Raw genomic sequence first — 18,065 nt, forward strand, 5'->3', positions numbered from 1 at the left:
CACGCCGTGCGCGCCTCTCTCACACGCTGACAGGCGACTGCCAGACATGCCCTCAATGGCAGCGAGATGAAATGCAGTTGTGGGTCAGCGGTAAGACCGAGTCATTGTGTCCTGGCCTTTTCCGGAAAGTTTTGCGACTTTGAACACGGTGAGAAGAAACGAATCGGTAAGCCGCGTCGAAATAAATTTTTTGACTGCGATACACGATTTCTTTCCACTTTTTTTATCGTACGATGAGTCCATGTACGCCGCATGGCCATCGCATGTCGATGACTTCGACTCGATGTCACGCCTCTCGCGGCAACTCATGTGGACCGGGAATATCGGCCGCACGATCAACGATCGGCGGCCCGTCGATGCGAGCATCGCCTTGTGCATGCTCTATCTCGTTGCTGCCGGAACCGGCGTTCGGCCAGCCCTGGTCCTTCCACTATCGCCCTGAAGCGCAGCGTCTTGCACGCCGCCTTGCTCTGGAAGAAGACCACATGAATAAAAGGATTGCTGGTTTCGATGGACTGCGCGCGATCGCGGTCGTCATGGTGTTTTTTCAGCATCGCATCTTCGGTGACATCGGCGAGATCGGTCACCTCGGCGTATGGATTTTCTTCGCGCTGAGCGGCTTTCTGATCATCGGAATTCTGTCTGCGCAACGCGAGCGCATCGAGCAGCGCGCGAGCCGTTTCGGCGCCGAGCTCAAGCGCTTTCTGTTTCGCCGCACTGTGCGCATCTTCCCGATCTATTACCTGATGCTGATCGTGATGTGCGGGTTGATGGCATTCGGTTTCGGCAGTCCCGAACTCGCGGGCGGCATGCCGTATCACTTCGCGTACCTGTCGAACATCTGGATCGGCTCGGTGTTGCACAGTTGGCCCGGCCGATACTCGCATCTATGGAGCCTTGCGATCGAGGAGCAGTTCTATCTGGTGTTCGCGCCGCTTCTGCTGCTGCTTGCCACGCGGCGGCATCTCGTGGCGTGTGCGACGGTCGTGGTGACGGGACTCGTCGCGCTGGCGGCCATGCGCGCGGCGCATTATGCGGACATCACCATCTACACGAATCCGCTGACCAACTTCTGGCTGCTTGCGCTCGGCGGCATCGGCGGCCTGCTGATCGCCGACGACACGAGCCCACTGCGCGCATGGCTCGGCCACAGCCTCACGCTGCCCCTCCTGACGGCCTGCCTCGTCGCCTTCTGCGCGACCGAACCCGCATGGAGCCGCCTGCACGATCCGCTCGCCTTCACGGGCGTCAGCGCCGCATACGGTCTGTGCATCGCCGCGCTGGTGTGCGCCATTGCATGCTGCCGCAGCGCGCTGGTGATCGGCATGCTGGAAACGGGCTGGCTCGTGAGTTTCGGCCGCATCAGTTACGGCTTTTATCTCTATCACAACCTCATTCCCGATCCGAGCAGAACCCATCACGTCATCGCGCTATTCGGCGGCACGGTGCCAGCCTGGGCGCACGTGCTCGGCACAGTCGCGTCGTTCGTCATTTCGCTGACCATCGCGATCCTGTCATGGCGTCTGATCGAAGCGCCGATTCTGCGTCTGAAGACGCGTGGCGCCGCGAGCGGTCAAACGGCGCCGGTCAAGGCGCCGGGTCTTGCCAGCCGCAACGCGGCGGTCGATGCGCTTCGCTATGGCGCCCAGCGCGACGAGCAGACTGCCTCCGACGCGGTTTGAAGCGCGCGCTTGGTCGTCTTTGCGCGCGCTTGCATTTCGTCGGCGGGCAGCCTGGCGAGGCTCACGGTATGATGCGGCCTCACCTTGACCGGCTGCGTCAGCCCTCGCCGCGTACCGCGGTAGTGAAACAGCCGGGACCATAAAAATAGCCCGCGGCGTGCGAAGTCTGCTTCGCCCGTCCGCGCGGCCGGTTCGCGGACCTCGACCCATGTTGCATTTCAATTTCGCCGACGGCGTGCTCGGCTCCAGCCTGCAGGCGCTCGACCTCGCTGCGTTGCTCGGTATCGTTGCCGCCCTGCTGCTCGGCGGCATGGTGAAGGGCGTGGTCAGCATCGGCGTGCCGCTCGTGGCGATGCCGATCCTCAGTCACTTCCTGCCGATCAAACAGGCGGTCCTGCTGCTCTCGATGCCGATCATTCTCGGCAACATTCCGCAAGCGCTCGAAGGCGGCCAGATGCTGCCGACCATCAAACGCATCGCCGCGCCGCTGATCGGCACGATAGTCGGCAACATCGTTGGAGTGAGCGTGCTCATTTCGCTGGCGCCGCATCGCGCGCAGGCCGCCGCCGGCGCCTTGCTGATGCTCGCCGCCCTGCTGCTGCTCGCTTCGCCACGGCTGACGCTCTCGCCCACGTGGGCGAGGCCTGCCGGCTTCGTGCTGGGGTTCGGTGCGGCCGTGATGGAAAGCATCGCGTCGGTGCCCGGTCCGTTGCTCGCCATGTATCTGATCGCGACGGGCGCGACCGGCAAAGCCTTCACCAAGCAGATCGCGATCATTCTGGTGGTTTCGATCATTACGCTGGTAGCGGCATTCAGCGGCGGCGCGCATGCGAGCTGGAGCGATCTGGTGATTTCCGCGTGCGCCAGCGTGCCGGTCATCGTCGGCATGCTGCTGGTCAGGCCGCTGCGCGATCGCCTGCCGCCGGCCGCGTTCCGCATGCTGGTGCTGGTGTTCGTGGTCGCCGCGGCCGCACAGATGATCTGGAAGTCCGGCGTGCTCTAAAAGGAGTGGTATGCCGCTTGCTGCGGATTCCCTACGTTCCATCAACAGGGAGACGGCATGACGACCACGACCAAGCCCACGGCGGAACCCGCCAACGTGCCGGAAGAAGATCCGGGCGGCCCGCCCACCGAAGTCTCCAAGCCCATCGGCGATGCGATTCCCACGCCGGTCGAACCGGGTCTGGATCAACCGCTGCCGAAAAAAGGTGAGACCTTGGAGGGAGATGCCGGCGCGAAAAACCCGGCCAGCGGTCAGGCCGGCGCCGTGATCGGCGACACGGATACGCCGCCGGGCGTGCCGGAGCCGGGTCCGTCGGATTTTGCGTGAGATTGATTGCGCGTGTTTCGATTGAAGCAAGGCGGCGGCGCTCGTTTAGAGCGCCGCTTTGGATGGCATGAGGGAAAGCTGGCGAGTCTGCCGAGGAATGTTGCTGCGCAGTTGTTTACGGACTACGTGTGAAGCGGATACGTTGACCGGTTATTTAAAGCTGACCGTGCGGCGGAGCGACCTCGACGTCACATGACGCCGCGATGTCTGCTTGCCAGCTTCCGTTACCACTACGCCGCAGCCGGCTCGTGAACGATGGTCAGCGCGCCCTTATGCTCCTTGATCAGCCGATACACCGTCTCGCCAGGCACCGTCTCGTGTTCGAGCAATTCGTCGGCGATGGCGCGCAGCACGGGCTGGTAGGCTTGCAACAGCTCGAAACACTGCGTATTCAGTTCCTTGAGCAGGACGTTGGCGTGTTCGATCGCGCCTTTCATCTGCAAACCCGCATACTGCGACGGCAGCGCCGCCAGGCTGAACAGATCGCCGTCGCTATTGAAACCAAACTTCGACACCATATCCAGGCTGATGCGCGAGGCTTCCTGCAGATCGGACGCCGCGCCGCTCGATGCCTCGGAGAACGTCAGAATTTCAGCATTACGCCCGCCCAGCAGCACCTGAATCTCGTTGCGGATTTCGGTCTCGCGATAAAGATGCTTGTCTTGCGCCTTGGTGATGAGCGCCACGCCCAACGCGCCGCCGCGCGGCAGGATCGTGACTTCTTCCAGCACGCCGGTCCCGAGTACGGCGGCCACCAGACCGTGCCCCGCCTCGTGCACGGCGATGCGGGTGCGCTCGTCTTCGCTCAGCGCGCGCTCGGCGCCGCTGACGTCGCCGATACGGGCAATCTTGATCGCTTCCATGAAGTGCTTCGCGGCGATTTCCGTGTCGCCCGCCTTGCGCGCCACCAGCCCCGCCTGATTGACCACCATTGCGACAGTTGCCGGCGACAAGCCCGTGGTCAGGCGCGCCAGCTGGTCGTAGTCGATGTCGGCAGCCTTCGCTTTCAGCTTCTCGGCATAGAAACGGAAAATCTTCGCGCGATCTTCGCGGTCCGGCAAACGGACCTGCACCGTACGGTCGAAACGCCCCGGACGGCGCAGCGCTTCGTCCAGATTGTCGGGATGGTTGGTGGCCGCAACGATGATGACGCCCTCGTTCGACGCAAAACCATCCATTTCCGCGAGCAGTTGATTGATGATGCGGTTGCTTTCCGCTTCGACCGGGCCGCCGCCGGTGTCGGTGCGTTTGGCGAGGCCGTCGGCTTCGTCGATGAAGATGACCGTGGGCGCATTCTTGCGCGCCAGTTCGAACAGATGCTTGACCTTCTGGATACCGACGCCGTAGTACTTGGCGCTGAAATAGCTGCCGGTGATCGAGATGAAACTCGCGCCGCACTCGCCGGCGAGCGCCTGCGCGAGGCGCGTCTTGCCGACGCCGGGACCGCCCACCATCAGGATGCCGCACGGCGCACGCACGCCCATCGAGGTGAACTGCTTGGGGTCGGACAGGTAGCCGCGGATGTCCGCGAGCGCCGCCTTCGCTTCGCCCGCGCCGATCACGTCGTCGAAACACAGGGCGGGCGAGCGTTCCAGCAGCTTCGCGCCACCGCGCATTTCGCGGCGCATGAACCACACCATGCCGCCGATGAGGAACAGCGGCAGCAGCACGCTGATCGCGTCGCGCACCTGATCGAAAGCCTGGCCCCAGCGCGACGCGTTCGAACGGATATCGGCGTCCGGCAGCCATACAAGCTGATACGACGACGCCTGATCGGTCTTCGGCTCGCCGAGCAGCAAGGCATGCGAGAAAGTCGCGTTGTGGTCGGTGACGAAGTATTTGGTTCCGTCACGGCGGGACACCAGAATCGCATTCGGGCTGACGCCGATCGCGGCGACATTGGCCGCGTGAATGTCGCGTAGCATGGCCGACGCGTCTTTCTCGTCGTGGGTCCACGCCGAGGCGTCCTGACGCATCTGGCTCGCCACGCCCGTCAGCGCCGGCGCCGACTGCGCCTCGCGACGCTGATAATGCCACACGCTCAGCGCGAGCACGACGACGATCAACGCAGCGCCCGCCGCAATGGCAAGGTTGCGGACACGGCGGTTTCCAAGCGAATTCTTTCCCGGCTTCATAAGTCACTTCCAAAAACGGGCCGCGAGCGGCCCCGATACTGTCTGAATCAGAGGGTGGTAGGCGAGAGTAATTCGCTGGCGCGATGTCGTAATGGCACGCGAACCGGAAGGAAGGACACCCAAGCATGTGTCCCTTAAGACGATCCGCCCAATACGCAGTATGGCGGCCCGTCAAACATTCCAAATCACTGAAAAAGCCCTGTTCTACCGTCGAATCCGGCCTGTTGAAGGGTCCGGATTCACGGAACGAATCGTGCAGAAAAACGCTGTCCCTGCGCGCAGTTTACCAGCGCTAAATTCGCCGTGTATTTTGCACACCTATAATTAACCATACCCTAATTAAAGCGGTCAAAATTGCCGGAAAATGTGGGGAATTTGTGACGCCAATAAGCGCACACTTTGTTCAGCGGAATTCGGACAACACTCGGGAGAAAACAGGCGGCGCCGGTCATGCCGGCGAACGTAGGAGGCGCACTGGTAAACTGCCCACGCTCGTCATTGCCCTTATTGCATTTCACTCAGTCAACGAACTCGCGCCAGCGCGCCGCATCGCTCATTCCTTCACTCATGCTTCGATTCGAAAACCTGTCCAAACGTTACAGCGAACGCGTCCTGTTTCAGAATCTGCACTTCGACTGCACCACGGGCTGCGTGGCGCTGGACGACGAATCCGGCAGCGGCAAATCCACCTTGCTCGCGATTCTCTCGGGCACGCTCGAACCCGATTCCGGCGAAGTGTGGATAGGCGGACACTCGTTGAGCCGCGCGCCGCGCGAGTCTCAAGCCGGGCTCATGTTCGTTCCCGAAGACTGCATGATCCATCCGGACCAGAGCGGGCGCGAATTTCTCGCCCGCGTCGCGGCGGAACGCAATGTGTCGGTCGATGAACGTACCGACGAACTCGCCGGGCGCTTCGGCCTCGACCCGCATCTCGACAAGCGTTTCGAGCAGATGTCGTTCGGCACGCGCAAAAAGTTTTTCCTGACGGCCGCGGCGCTCGGCGAGATCGACGTGCTGATCGCCGACGAACCGGTCGGCGGACTCGATGCTTCGGCGCGCGCCGTGCTGGTCGATCTGTTCATCACGCTCGGCAAGACGCGCACCGTGTTTTTCTCGAGCTACGACGCGGCGTTCACCGAGGCGTGCGGCGCAAAAAAGATCAGCTTCGCCGATCTCGCCGCAAAGAGCTGAACGGGCCGCGCCGAACCGCAGCCACTCAGATCGTCACGCAGATCTTCCCGAAATGCGCGCCGGCTTCCTCGTGCGCGAACGCGTCGGCGAGTTTTGCCAGTTCGAAATGACTGTCGATGACCGGTTTGATGCCGGTCACTTCCAGCGCACGGATCATGTCCTGCTGATCCTGCCGGCTGCCGACGATCAATCCCTGCAGCCGCTGCTGCCGCGCCATCAGGGCGGCGGTCGGCACCGGGCCCGCGCGGCCGGTCAGCACGCCGATCAGCGCAAGGTGGCCGCCGATCCGGCAAGCCGTGATGGATTGCGGCAAGGTGCCCGGACCGCCCACTTCGATGACGTGATCCACACCGCGCCCGTTCGTCAACGCCCTGACCTGCTTGCCCCACTCCGGCTCGGTGCGATAGTTGATGGTGTGGTCCGCGCCGAGTTCGCGCAACTTCTCCAGCTTCGCATCCGACGACGACGTGGCGATCACGCTCGCCCCCATCGCTCTGGCAATCTGCAAAGCGAAAATCGATACGCCGCCGGTGCCGAGCACGAGCACGCTGTCGCCCGCCTTCAGCTGGCCGTCGACGATGAGCGCGCGCCATGCCGTCAGCCCGGCCGTGGTGAGCGTGGCGGATTCGGCGTGACTGTAGCCGCGCGGCGCCAAGGTGAAGTAATGACCCGGCAGAACCACGGTTTCGCGTGCATAGCCGTCCACGCCGTCACCGGGTGTGGTGGAAAAGTCGGCGATCGCGGGCGGTCCGTTTTCCCAGAACGGGAAGAAGCACGACACGACATGATCGCCGGCCTTGAAGCGGGTCACGTCCGGCCCGACCGCTTCGACGACGCCCGCGCCGTCGGCCAGCGGAATGCGGCCCGCTTCGGTCGGCAGATTGCCCGTGGCAACACCGTAGTCGTGAAAGTTGAGGGAACTGGCGTGGATGCGAACGCGGATCTGACCCGCCGCCGGCTGGCCGGGATCGGCGATATCGACGACCTCGAGCGTTTTCAGCGTGGCGGGTGAACCGACTTTGACGGCTTTCATGTGTTCCATCCTCTGTGAGTGACGTGGCACTTCACAGGGGCGCAGCCATGCGCGGCAAGCGCAATGGGCATGGTCACGGCCGCCTGCGAAGCGAGGTGCCTGCCAGAATACCGCAAGCCTCGCTCACGCAGGCGAACGCTCAAGCCGCCTTTTCCTGTTCTTCCTGTTCGAGCCAGAGCCGGCTGTCGGGAAACCAGAAAGCGTCCGGGCGCGGCGGCGACACCAGCTTCACCCGCAATTCCGGATTGAATATCTTCGACCACGCGGACAGATAGGACGGTGTCTTGACCAGCATGCCGCAACGCGCGAGCAGCAGACTCGACACCAGCGCTTCGCGGCCGATCGCAAGCCCTGGATAGCCGCTGAAATGCACCGGCGTCTCGCCGGTTGCGAGCCATTTTGCGGGCGCGACCTTGACCGGCCGGCTGAACGGCCAGGCCGCGAAGAAATCGAGGAAAGCCTGCTCGTCGCTGGAGATGAACAGATTCGTCAGGTGAGGATTTTCCGCGAGCGTCTGCTCGACCATGCGGCAAAAGTGTCCCCACGAAACCGGCACGGCTTCCTGTGCTTTGTCGGTGCCGCGAAAATGCGCGCCGAGCGTCGTCGCGCCGATGCCGAGGCGCTCGCAGTTCGCGTCGACCTCGTCGACGATATGCGCGGCCGGCCGATAGTGCTCGAAGAACAGCTCGCTCGCGGGCCGCAATTGCAGTTGCGATTCGTAGCGCTGCCGAAAACCGAGTTGCACCAGATCACGCACCGTGGACGTTCGCACCTTGTGTAACGCCGTGACCGCCGACGTTTTACCCACGGGTTCGAAAAACGCGGAAAACCAGTCGAGCTTGCCCTGCGGATCGCCATACAAACCGCCGCGCGCGCTGATGCACGGCGTCAGGCACTTCTCTTCGCAATACATCAGAATGAACAGCACCATTTGCATCACGGAGAAGAAGCCGGAGTTCTCCTGGATTTCAATGGCGAATACGCCGCGATTCAGACGCTGCGTGGCATGCAACGAGATGCGGCGAGGCGTGGCAACGGAATGCTTGAATCCTTCACTGCGTCGGATCTGCTTCGCCCGATCGACTACCCTTCTGAGCATGCCGCCTCCTAATTCATTAGGTATTCTTCGAAAAGCACTCGCTGGTTTTAAACCGCTTCGAGGTCAGTCGAGCATAACATTCAGCTTGCAGCTTTCGGGCAGAAGTAACCTGTCTGCGTGAGCTAGCGCACAGAGGCCCGGTAAGGATTTCCTGAACGACGTCCGGGCTCGCGCGCTACGACGGCCGGCGCATTGGTCAGACGCTTTCGTCGAGGCCGGATCGTTGACGACGCATCGACCTGCTTGACCTTCCCCCCGTGGGAAGGTCGAGACTCCTGTCATGGTCAACTGACGGAGGCGGCAAATGCAATTCGATATTCCCGACATGACGTGCGGCGGCTGCGCCAACGCCATCGCGCGCGCGGTGAACGCGCTGGATCCCGCGGCCACGCTGCGGGCCGACGTCCCCGTTAAAATCGTGTCGATCGACTCGACGCTGCCGCAGGCGAGGCTCGTCGAAGTCATCGAAGCAGCGGGCTTCCATCCGTCGCCGCGAGCCTGAGCCGTTCACGCGGAGCCGGCTCGCGAGAATCGAAGCCGGTTCGATACCTCTTCCAACCACGGGAACATCCCATGAAAAACCTTCGCGCATGGCGCGCTCTTTGTCTCTTCAGCGGTATGGCGATCACGGTCGCGGCGGCGCCCGTCCACGCCCAGCAGCATGCCTCGATGCCCGGCATGAGCATGCCCGCGTCAGCGGACATGGGCAGCGGCGACTCGACCCAGGCCTTCAAGGACGCCGACGAGAAAATGATGAAGGGAATGGATGCGTCCGCCTACACCGGCGACGCGGACAAGGACTTCGTCGCGCACATGATCCCGCATCACGACGGGGCGATCGCAATGGCGCAGGTGGAACTGAAGTACGGCAAGGATCCCGAGTTGAAGCGCCTCGCGCGCAACATCATCAAGGCGCAACACGACGAGATCGCGTTCATGCAACGCTGGCAGGCCAAGCACGCAGCGAAGTGAGCGTGCAATAAGGTCAATGCGGCGTGGAAGCGACGCAGAAGCAACGCCTGACTGAAAAAGCACAACGGGCGCGGCATGAATGCCGCGCCCGTTGTGCGTTAACTGCCTGAAGTCTTATCCCGGCGCGCCGACCTTAAAAGCTTATTCCAGCACGATCTGCACTTTCACGTCGGTCGGCTTGCCGCTCGCCGCTTCCTCGAATGCTTCGATACCGTCCGCGAAGGCGAACGAGCGCGAGATGAACGGCTTGATATCGAGCCGCCCCGAGGCGATCAACTGGATCGCGCGCGGGAACATGTTGGCGTAGCGGAACACCGACTCGATCCGCACTTCCTTGATCTGCACGGCCACGATGTCGATCGGCACGGCGCGCTGCGGCATGCCGACCAGCACGAGACAGCCCCCCGGACACAACAGGTCGACGATACCGTCGAACGCTTTCTCGTTGCCGCTCGCCTCAAACACGACGTTCGCGCCCCAGCCTTCGGTGAGTTCGGCCACCACGTCTTTCACCTGTCGGTCGCGGATATTCACCGCCGTCACACCCTGCACGCCGCCGATCAACGCCAGCTTCTCCGGCACCAGATCGCATACGATCGCGCGACTGCAACCGCCCGCCAGCGCCGCGAGCGCGCACATCATGCCGATCGTGCCCGCGCCGAGAATCACCGCCACGTCGCCCGGTTTGATCTTCGCCTTGGTGGCAGCCTGCATGCCGATTGCCAGCGGCTCGACGATCGCGCCTTCGGCGAAACTGACGTTGTCCGGCAGCTTGAACGTGAAGGCCGCAGGATGAACCACGAACGGCGTGAGGCAACCGTGAACCGGTGGCGTCGCCCAGAAGCGCACGCTCGGATCGAGGTTATAGAGCCCTTCACGCGACGCGCGCGATTCCATGTCCGGCACGCCCGGCTCCATGCAGACGCGGTCGCCTTCCTTCAGATGCTTGACCTCCTCGCCGACCTGCACCACCGTGCCGGCCGCTTCGTGACCGAGCACCATCGGCTCGTTGACTACGAACGGCCCGATGCGGCCATGCTGGTAGTAATGAATGTCGCTGCCGCAAATGCCGACCGTATTGATGCGGATGCGCACGTCGCGCGGACCCACGACCTGCGGCAAGGTGAACGGGCGCAAGCTGATGCGGCGCGCTTCTTCGAGAACCAGTGCTTCCATGATTGCAGCCCTCTGCCAGGGAATGAAGAAAATGGCGTATCAAAACGCTATCGTGTTTTTACGGTTCTTCGCACAGACGCTGCGCGGTTTCTTCGTCGGTGACCAGCACCGACGGATAGCGTCCACGCAACGCGGCGCGCGTCACCGCGAATTTTTTTGCGCCGCCGCTCACCAGAACCACGCGCTGGATCTTGCGCAGATCGTCGAGCGTGACGGCAACGGTGCGGCGATTCAACGGATGGTCGATGGCTTCGCCGTCGGCGTCCATGAAGTGACCGAGCATGTCGCCCACCGCGCCCGCCCGTTCCAGTTCGCGCACCTGTTGCGGATCGTTGATGCCGTACGTCACCACCAGCGACTCCGTCAGGTCGCCGCAGGTGAGCACCGCGAGATCCGACTGACGCGCCCGCTCGTAGGTCTCGCGCACGGCGTCTTCCTGCAGCAGCGTGTCGCGCACGGCCTGACTGCTGACGTAGATCGGCACCGGAAACAGAAAGCCGTCGGCCTGACACAGATTGGCGAAGTCGGAGACGATGTCGAAGGTATTGATGCTCGGGCAATGCGACAAGCCGCCCTGCAACGACACCGCCGCGAGCGGTCCGTACGCGCGTTGCGGCATGGCGCGCAACACGGCGCGTATCGTGCGGCCCCAACCCAGCCCGACGGTCTGCCCGGTCTCGATCTGCCGCGACAGATAATTGGCCGCGCCGATGCCGATCGCCGCCATGTTCGATTCGGTATCGGCACCGGCCGGCACCACCACCGCCGCTTCCAGTCCGAAGCGCTTGGCGAGCGCCTCTTCCAGCGCGACGCACGGCGCCAGGCGGCTATTGATGGTGATCTGCACCATGCCCGATTCGCGACTCGCGGCGAGCAGCCGGTTCACACGCACGCGGTTGCTGCCGATGCGATGCGCGATTTCCTGCTGCGTCAGATTGCCGACGTAGTAATGCCACGCCACGCGCGCCTGCAACTCCTCTTCGGTGTCGACAGGCGGTTCGGTCAAGGGCGTGACGGTGGACGGTGCGGATCGGTTCATAGGCTTGATGAGTGGTTCAGTGTTGTCATTTCACCGCGCCCATTGTCAGGCCCTGAACGAGACGTCCCGACACCGCCAGCGCGAACACCACCATCGGCAGGACGATCAGCGTGCCGGTGGCCATGATCTCGCCCCACGGCAACTCGTAGCCGCTCATGTAACTCGTGGCGGCCACCGGCGACGTAATCGCGTCCGTGCGGGTCAGCACGAGCGCATACAGCAGGTCGTTCCACGAGAAAATGAACGCGAAAATCGCGGACACCACGATGCCGGGCATGGCGAGCGGCAGGTTGATACGCCAGAACACGCGCCACGGCGACGCGCCGTCCAGACGCGCGGCTTCGTCGAGTTCGACCGGAATATTGCGGAACTGGTCAGTGCAGATCCACACCACGATCGGCAGCGAAAACGTCAGATACAGCAGGATCAGGACGATGTGCGTATCCACGAGATCAAGCTTCGTCGCGATCAGGAAGAACGGCACCGCGAGCACCACCGGACTCACCATGCGGTTCGAGATGAACCAGAACCACAGGTCTTCCTTGCCGCGAAACTCGAATCGGGCCAGCGCGTATGCCGCCGGCGCGCCGAGCAGGATCGAGAGAAAGGTGGCACTGCTCGCCACGATCAGCGAATTCAGCAGGCTCGCCGCCACATCGTGCTCGAACAGCGCGTCGGTGTAGTGCGCGAGCGTAGGCGTGAAGAACCACACGGGCGGCACCGCGAGTGCATCGGCCTGGCTTTTCAGGCTCGTCGTCACCATCCAGTAGAACGGGAAAACGGAGGTGAGGAACACGATCAGCAAACCGATGGCATGCCAGACCGTGGCACGGCGGCGTGCATTTTTAGCGCGGCGCGCACGCGGCGAAAGCGACGCGGCCTGCGCCTGAATGGTGGTGTCCGTCGATGTACTCACACGGCCTCCCGATAGACGAAACGAATGTAGAGCCGCGAGAGCACGATCGTGAGAATCAGCAGCAGGATGGCCTGCGCCGATGCCATGCCCTGATCGAACAGACGGAAGGCGACGCGCTGGATGTAAATGCTGATGAATTCCGTCGCCGTGCCGGGACCGCCACGCGTCATGGTGAAAACCGCGTCGAACATCTTGAGCATATCGGCGGAACGCAGAATGAGAATGGCCGTGAGACCCGGCAACAGATACGGCCGTTGCAGATGCCACAGAATCTTGCTCCACTTCGGCGTTTCCAGACGCGCGGCCTCTTCCGCTTCCTTGGGCACCATCGCCAGACCCGCGAGCAGGATCAACGCGCAGAACGGCGTCCATTGCCAGATGTCCATGATCATCACCGACACCACGGCGAGCGTGGGGTCGGCGAGCCAGTCGAGCGGCGGCATGCCGAAGAAGCCGAGCAGATAGTTCACCACGCCGAACTGGCGGTTGAAGATCAGCCGGCCGATCAGACCGACCACCGCATAAGTGGTCGCCATCGGAATCACGAGCCCGACGCGCGCCGCGACCCGCAGCCATGGCAAGGCCGTGCGATGCAGCATCAGCGCCGCGAACAGCCCCAGCGCGACTTCGATCGGCAAGGTCATGCAGAGAAACAACACCGTTCGGCCGAGCGCGCCCCAGAAGGACGGATCGGTCAACGTGGCGATGTAGTTGTCGAGCCCGACGAAGGGCGTGCCGCCGGCGAGATCGGCGAGCTTGTAGCGGTGAAACGAGTTGTATAGCGCGAGCAGCAGCGGATAGATGCCGATGATCGCCAGCGCCGCGACGGCCGGAAACAGAAACCAGAACGCGGGCGAATGCGGCACGAAGCGAAAGCGCGCGCGCGGCCGCGGGCGCATCGCGCCGCTTGCGGGTGAAACCGTGGACTTCAGCATGAAACGTCTCCGCGGGTTGGAACTGCGGCGAGCGAGGCATCGCGCACGCTGCCTCGCTCGCACCGGTGCGATGCCGGTGTTATTTCAGCAAGGGCTTCTTGCCGTCGTAATAGCCCGCTTTCTGCAGAATCTCTTCTGTCTTGGTACCGATGGTTTGCGCGCCATCCTTCACCGAGACCTGACCGAGCATGATCTTGCTACCCCACTCGCCGATCACTTCGGACACCGCCGGCCATTCCGGGAAACGCGGACGGTAGTCCGGTACGCCGCCCTGCCACGATTCCACCATCGGCTTCACGAACGGGTACTTGGCCTGCACCGCCGGATCCTTGTACACCGACATACGTCCGCTCACGCCGCCGGCTTCCAGATACGGTTTGGCTTCTTCTTCGGAGGTGATCCATTGAATGAAGAGCCATGCAGCGGCCTGCTTCTTCGCATTCGACTTGGCGTTCACCGCGAGCGAGAAGCCGCCCAACGCGGGCTTCAACCCGGCCGGACCTTTCGGCTCGGTGGTAATGGCCAGACAGTTGCCGATTTTCGATTTGCTCGGATCGGTCAAGGTGGGATAGAACGCCGACCATTCGGTGATCATCGCGACCTGCCCTTGCGCAAGCGCATTCACCGACTCCGCGTGATCGAAGTCGACGATACCTGGCGGCATGTACTTCATCAGCTTCTGCCGGTATTCCAGACCCGCCTGCGATTGCGCCGACATCAGGTTGGACTTGAACTTCGCATCCAGCAGCGAGCCGCCGTTCGGCCACAGCATGCGCATGAAGCTGTCCGCTGATTGCGTTTCACCGCGACGCGATTGCAGCGCGAAAGCGAACTGGTTCTTGTCGGCCTTGGTGAGTTTCGGCGCGTAGACGTTGAGCAATTCGTCCCATGTTTTCGGCGGACCGCTGAAACCGGCGTCTTTCAACATGCACGAGTTGTAGAACATCAGGCCCGAGTAGTTATCGAACGGCAGGCCGTAAGTGGTTTTGTCCCACGTGCCGAACGAATCGAGCAGGATCGGGAAAAAGCCCGGCAGATTGAGCTTGGGGTCGGCGAGCTTGGGGTTGTCCGTGAAGGTCTTGATCGGCACCAGCCACTTGTTGCTCGCGAACTCGCCGATCCACACCACGTCGACCAGCACGATGTCCTGATCGCCGCCGCCGACGAAGTTCAACACCTCTTTTTCACGGGTGTTTTCGTACGGCACGACTTCTGTGCGTACCTTGATGCCGGTTTCCTTCTCGAACTGGGGAATCAGTTTCGCGGCCGCCTTGTAGCCCGGACGGTCGAGAAAAATCGCCTTGATGGTGGTGCCCGAATAGGGTTCCGCCGCCTCCTTGAGCGTCCATGCGTACGCGTTGGACGCCGCCAGCAAGGACGCCGTAACGCCCAGCAGCGCGAACGCCGCAGCCTGCGTGTAATGCTTCTTCATGCCTGTCTCCTGGGTAGTTCTTCTTGAGATGCCCAAAACGGTCGACGCCCGCCGGGGCCGTTCCACCACGCATGCTTTCCATGCGTCCCGCCAAGTTCGTTTCACTTGTAATTTCAGTTTTACAATTGTATATTTGGACGCGAACTGGTTGTCAAGAACAAATTCGATAAGGGGTCCATGCTGCGTTGCATGACGAACGCCCCATTGACCCGTTACCTTGTGCGCGCCGCGCGGCGAGCGCGCGCATCAGCAGGAGACACGCATGAGTGCAGTTCAGTTGCAGCAGATCCGCAAGGCGTTTGCCGGGACGGAAGTGTTGAAGAGCGTCGACATCTCGGTGGCCGACCGCGAATTCATGGTGTTCGTCGGGCCGTCGGGCTGCGGGAAGTCCACGCTGCTGCGCACCATTGCCGGACTCGAGCGCAGCGACTCAGGGCAAGTGCTGATCGGCGGCGAAGACGTCACGGAACTCGAACCATCGCAACGCGGCGTGGCCATGGTGTTCCAGTCGTATGCGCTGTATCCGCATATGTCGGTCTACGAGAATATTGCGTTCGGACTCCGTATGATCAAATTGCCGGAGGCGCAGATCAAGGAACGCGTGCAGCGCGCCGCGCAGATTCTGCAGATCGGGCAATTACTCGAACGCAAGCCGCGCGCGCTATCGGGCGGGCAGCGTCAGCGGGTAGCGATCGGACGCTCGATCGTGCGCGAACCCAAGGTGTTTCTGTTCGACGAACCGCTGTCGAATCTCGACGCCGCCTTGCGCGTCCAGATGCGGCTCGAACTCATCAAGCTGCACAAGCAGCTGAACGCCACCATGATCTACGTGACGCACGACCAGACGGAAGCCATGACCATGGCGGACCGCATCGTCGTGCTGAATCACGGCAAAGTCGAGCAGATCGGTTCGCCGCTGGAGTTGTACAGAACGCCGGTGAACCGCTTCGTGGCGGGTTTCATCGGTTCGCCAAAAATGAACTTCCTGCCGGTGAAGGTGGAACGCGCCGACAGCGCGGGCGTCACGGTCGGGCTTCCTGGCGGCTCGTCGATCACCCTGCCGTTCGTGGCGGGCGACCTTAAAGCGGGCGACACGCTCACGTTCGGCATTCGCCCCGAGCATCTGTCCGAAACCGTCACGGGCGACGTGGAAGGCAAGCTATCGGGCAGCGTGATCGTGGTCGAGCACCTGGGCGGCGAGACTTTGCTGCACGTGAATCTCGCTAACGACGTAGAAACTCAGGACGTGGTGATTCAGGTAAAGGGTTCGGGCGAGTCGACCACCTCCGACGGTCAAAGCATCGACGCGCATTTCGGCCTGCGTCATGTGCATCTGTTCCGCGAGAATGGCGACGCCTTGCAGCGTCTGCGAACCGTACGCGAAACCGCGGCGACCGCCTGAAAAAAAACAGGCCGGCAAAATTCACCGGCCTGCTTGCGGAAAACGAAGCATTCGCGCTTCGCTGCTCTATTCATCCAGCTTCTTCAAGCCTTCGCCACCACGTCGATACGCAGCGCTTCGCCGCCCGCGACGATGGCGAGCAAACGGTCGACGTTCGGGTGCGCGCCCGGACGATTGCGCGCGTCCGCCGTGTGCTCGGCGAACACCGCGAGGCCGTGTTCGGCTGCGGCCGCGTTCAGCGTGCCGAAGGCCTGCTGCAGATAGTTGTACACCGCCACCGAGCCCTGCTTGCCGGGTTGGTTTTCGATGCTGGCCACCACGGCGCCCTGTCCGTCCACCAGGTCGATATGGTCGATGTCGCCGATGGCCGGCAGTTGCGCGAGGTTGTCCTTGAATACGTTGCTCGGTTGAATCACTGAAAAAGCTCCTTCTGTTCGGATTGACGTGGCGGCCCGCATTTTATCCGATGCTTATCCGACGAGTGATCCGATACCGATGCGACACCTAGGCCGGCACCCGCACCCAGCCTTCCATCAGCACGCGCGCGCTGCGGCTCATGATGGCCTTGGTGACGGTCCACTCGCCGCCTTCCTCGCGCGCCTCGGCGCCCACGCGCAAGGTGCCGGACGGATGCCCGAAACGCACGGCCTCGCGCGCGCCGCCGCCCGCGGCGAGGTTCACCAGCGTGCCGGAAACGGCCGCTGCGGTGCCGATCGCCACGGCCGCCGTGCCCATCATCGCGTGGTGCAGTTTGCCCATCGACATCGCCCGCACCAGCAGGTCCACGTCGCCCGCCCCGATCGCCTTGCCGCTCGACGCCACGTACTCCGCCGGCTTCGCGACGAACGCCACTTTCGGCGTGTGCTGACGCGTGGCGATCTCGTCGAGATGTTTGATGAGGCCCATGCGCAAGGCGCCGTGCGCGCGGATCGTCTCGAACTTCGCGAGCGCTTTTTCGTCGCTATTGATGGCGTCCTGCAACTCGGTGCCCGTGTAGCCGATATCCGCCGCGTTCACGAAAATCGTCGGAATGCCCGCGTTGATCATGGTGGCCTTCAGCGTGCCGACACCCGGCACTTCCAGATCGTCGACGAGATTGCCGGTCGGGAACATCGCGCCGCCCGCGCCCTCTTCTTCCGCTGCCGGGTTCATGAATTCGAGCTGCACTTCGGCCGCCGGAAACGTCACGCCGTCGAGTTCGAAGTCGCCGGTTTCCTGCACGGCGCCGTCGGTCATCGGCACGTGCGCAATGATCGTCTTGCCGATATTCGCCTGCCAGATACGCACGATCGCCACGCCGTCGCGCGGCACACGGCTCGCGTCCACCAAGCCGGCGCTGATCGAGAACGGCCCGACCGCCGCCGAAAGATTGCCGCAGTTGCCGCTCCAGTCCACGAACGCGCGGTCGATCGAGACCTGACCGAACAGATAATCCACGTCGTGATCGGGCCGACTGCTCTTCGCGATGATGACCGTCTTGCTGGTGCTCGACGTGGCGCCGCCCATGCCGTCGATCTGCTTGCCGTACGGATCGGGACTGCCGATTACGCGCATCAGCAGCGCGTCGCGCGCGGCGCCCGGCACCTGCGCGGCTTCGGGCAGGTCCTGCAGACGGAAGAACACGCCTTTGCTGGTGCCGCCGCGCATGTAGGTGGCGGGAATGCGGATCTGGGGTCGATGAGTCATGAAGTGATGTCCTGGTGAAAACGGCCGGCAGGTTCGT

At 62.8% G+C, this 18,065-nt stretch carries 17 protein-coding genes; 7 read left to right on the plus strand and 10 right to left on the minus strand.

Annotated elements, in window-relative coordinates:
- Nucleotides 1–485 precede the first annotated feature (485 nt).
- The 3 genes from P3T18_RS20485 (at nt 486) to P3T18_RS20495 (ending at nt 3,012) form a co-directional block, all read left to right on the plus strand.
- Nucleotides 486–1,682 (plus strand): acyltransferase family protein, encoded by a 1,197-nt coding sequence (locus P3T18_RS20485; protein ID WP_429301786.1) that lies wholly within the window; start codon nt 486–488, stop codon nt 1,680–1,682.
- Between the two features lie 208 nt (nt 1,683–1,890).
- Complete coding sequence (locus P3T18_RS20490; protein ID WP_429301787.1) at nt 1,891–2,685, plus strand: sulfite exporter TauE/SafE family protein; 795 nt, start codon at nt 1,891–1,893, stop codon at nt 2,683–2,685.
- A 57-nt stretch (nt 2,686–2,742) separates the two neighbouring features.
- The gene (locus P3T18_RS20495; protein ID WP_429301788.1) at nt 2,743–3,012 is read left to right on the plus strand and encodes a hypothetical protein; all 270 of its coding nucleotides are present in this window, start codon (nt 2,743–2,745) and stop codon (nt 3,010–3,012) included.
- A gap of 230 nt (nt 3,013–3,242) precedes the next feature.
- Here P3T18_RS20495 and P3T18_RS20500 read toward each other — a convergent pair whose 3' ends face one another.
- Nucleotides 3,243–5,147: an ATP-dependent metallopeptidase FtsH/Yme1/Tma family protein gene (locus tag P3T18_RS20500; RefSeq protein WP_429301789.1), complete on the minus strand. Its 1,905-nt coding sequence runs from the start codon at nt 5,145–5,147 to the stop codon at nt 3,243–3,245.
- 567 nt (nt 5,148–5,714) lie between these two features.
- On the opposite strand from P3T18_RS20500, the gene P3T18_RS20505 reads away from it, so the two are divergent.
- Nucleotides 5,715–6,338, plus strand: a complete 624-nt coding sequence (locus P3T18_RS20505; protein ID WP_429301790.1) for an ATP-binding cassette domain-containing protein — start codon at nt 5,715–5,717, stop codon at nt 6,336–6,338.
- Between the two features lie 25 nt (nt 6,339–6,363).
- Here the strand turns inward: P3T18_RS20505 and P3T18_RS20510 are convergent, their stop codons facing one another.
- Together P3T18_RS20510 and P3T18_RS20515 are read right to left on the minus strand one after the other, a co-directional pair.
- Nucleotides 6,364–7,371 (minus strand): zinc-dependent alcohol dehydrogenase family protein, encoded by a 1,008-nt coding sequence (locus P3T18_RS20510; protein WP_429301791.1) that lies wholly within the window; start codon nt 7,369–7,371, stop codon nt 6,364–6,366.
- A gap of 139 nt (nt 7,372–7,510) precedes the next feature.
- On the minus strand, nt 7,511–8,470 hold the full coding sequence (locus P3T18_RS20515; protein WP_429301792.1) for a hypothetical protein: 960 nt from the start codon (nt 8,468–8,470) through the stop codon (nt 7,511–7,513).
- Nucleotides 8,471–8,774: 304 nt separating this feature from the next.
- Here P3T18_RS20515 and P3T18_RS20520 point away from each other — a divergent pair, with 304 nt between their 5' ends.
- Both P3T18_RS20520 and copM read left to right on the plus strand, forming a co-directional pair.
- Nucleotides 8,775–8,972, plus strand: a complete 198-nt coding sequence (locus P3T18_RS20520; protein ID WP_429301793.1) for a heavy-metal-associated domain-containing protein — start codon at nt 8,775–8,777, stop codon at nt 8,970–8,972.
- A gap of 71 nt (nt 8,973–9,043) precedes the next feature.
- The gene (gene copM / locus P3T18_RS20525) at nt 9,044–9,442 is read left to right on the plus strand and encodes a CopM family metallochaperone (protein ID WP_429301794.1); all 399 of its coding nucleotides are present in this window, start codon (nt 9,044–9,046) and stop codon (nt 9,440–9,442) included.
- 141 nt (nt 9,443–9,583) lie between these two features.
- Here the strand turns inward: copM and P3T18_RS20530 are convergent, their stop codons facing one another.
- The 5 genes from P3T18_RS20530 to P3T18_RS20550 form a co-directional block, all read right to left on the minus strand.
- Nucleotides 9,584–10,618, minus strand: a complete 1,035-nt coding sequence (locus tag P3T18_RS20530) for an NAD(P)-dependent alcohol dehydrogenase (RefSeq protein WP_429301795.1) — start codon at nt 10,616–10,618, stop codon at nt 9,584–9,586.
- Between the two features lie 58 nt (nt 10,619–10,676).
- A complete protein-coding gene (locus tag P3T18_RS20535; RefSeq protein ID WP_429301796.1) occupies nt 10,677–11,657 on the minus strand; it encodes a sugar-binding transcriptional regulator in 981 nt (326 codons plus the stop codon).
- A 25-nt stretch (nt 11,658–11,682) separates the two neighbouring features.
- Nucleotides 11,683–12,573 (minus strand): carbohydrate ABC transporter permease, encoded by an 891-nt coding sequence (locus P3T18_RS20540; protein WP_429301797.1) that lies wholly within the window; start codon nt 12,571–12,573, stop codon nt 11,683–11,685.
- A complete protein-coding gene (locus P3T18_RS20545; protein WP_429301798.1) occupies nt 12,570–13,508 on the minus strand; it encodes a carbohydrate ABC transporter permease in 939 nt (312 codons plus the stop codon). Before P3T18_RS20545 ends, P3T18_RS20540 begins: the two co-directional genes overlap by 4 nt.
- Before the next feature lie 79 nt (nt 13,509–13,587).
- Entirely contained in the window at nt 13,588–14,940 is a 1,353-nt protein-coding gene (locus tag P3T18_RS20550; protein WP_429301799.1) for an ABC transporter substrate-binding protein, read from the minus strand.
- A 262-nt stretch (nt 14,941–15,202) separates the two neighbouring features.
- Here P3T18_RS20550 and P3T18_RS20555 point away from each other — a divergent pair, with 262 nt between their 5' ends.
- A complete protein-coding gene (locus P3T18_RS20555; protein WP_429301800.1) occupies nt 15,203–16,342 on the plus strand; it encodes an ABC transporter ATP-binding protein in 1,140 nt (379 codons plus the stop codon).
- A gap of 83 nt (nt 16,343–16,425) precedes the next feature.
- On the opposite strand, the gene P3T18_RS20560 is transcribed toward P3T18_RS20555, so the two are convergent.
- Both P3T18_RS20560 and prpF read right to left on the minus strand, forming a co-directional pair.
- Complete coding sequence (locus tag P3T18_RS20560; RefSeq protein WP_429301801.1) at nt 16,426–16,758, minus strand: DUF2322 family protein; 333 nt, start codon at nt 16,756–16,758, stop codon at nt 16,426–16,428.
- Nucleotides 16,759–16,846: 88 nt separating this feature from the next.
- Nucleotides 16,847–18,028: a 2-methylaconitate cis-trans isomerase PrpF gene (prpF, locus tag P3T18_RS20565; RefSeq protein WP_429301802.1), complete on the minus strand. Its 1,182-nt coding sequence runs from the start codon at nt 18,026–18,028 to the stop codon at nt 16,847–16,849.
- Nucleotides 18,029–18,065: the final 37 nt, after the last annotated feature.

This window comes from Paraburkholderia sp. GAS199 (assembly GCF_050436585.1).
Taxonomy (GTDB): domain Bacteria; phylum Pseudomonadota; class Gammaproteobacteria; order Burkholderiales; family Burkholderiaceae; genus Paraburkholderia.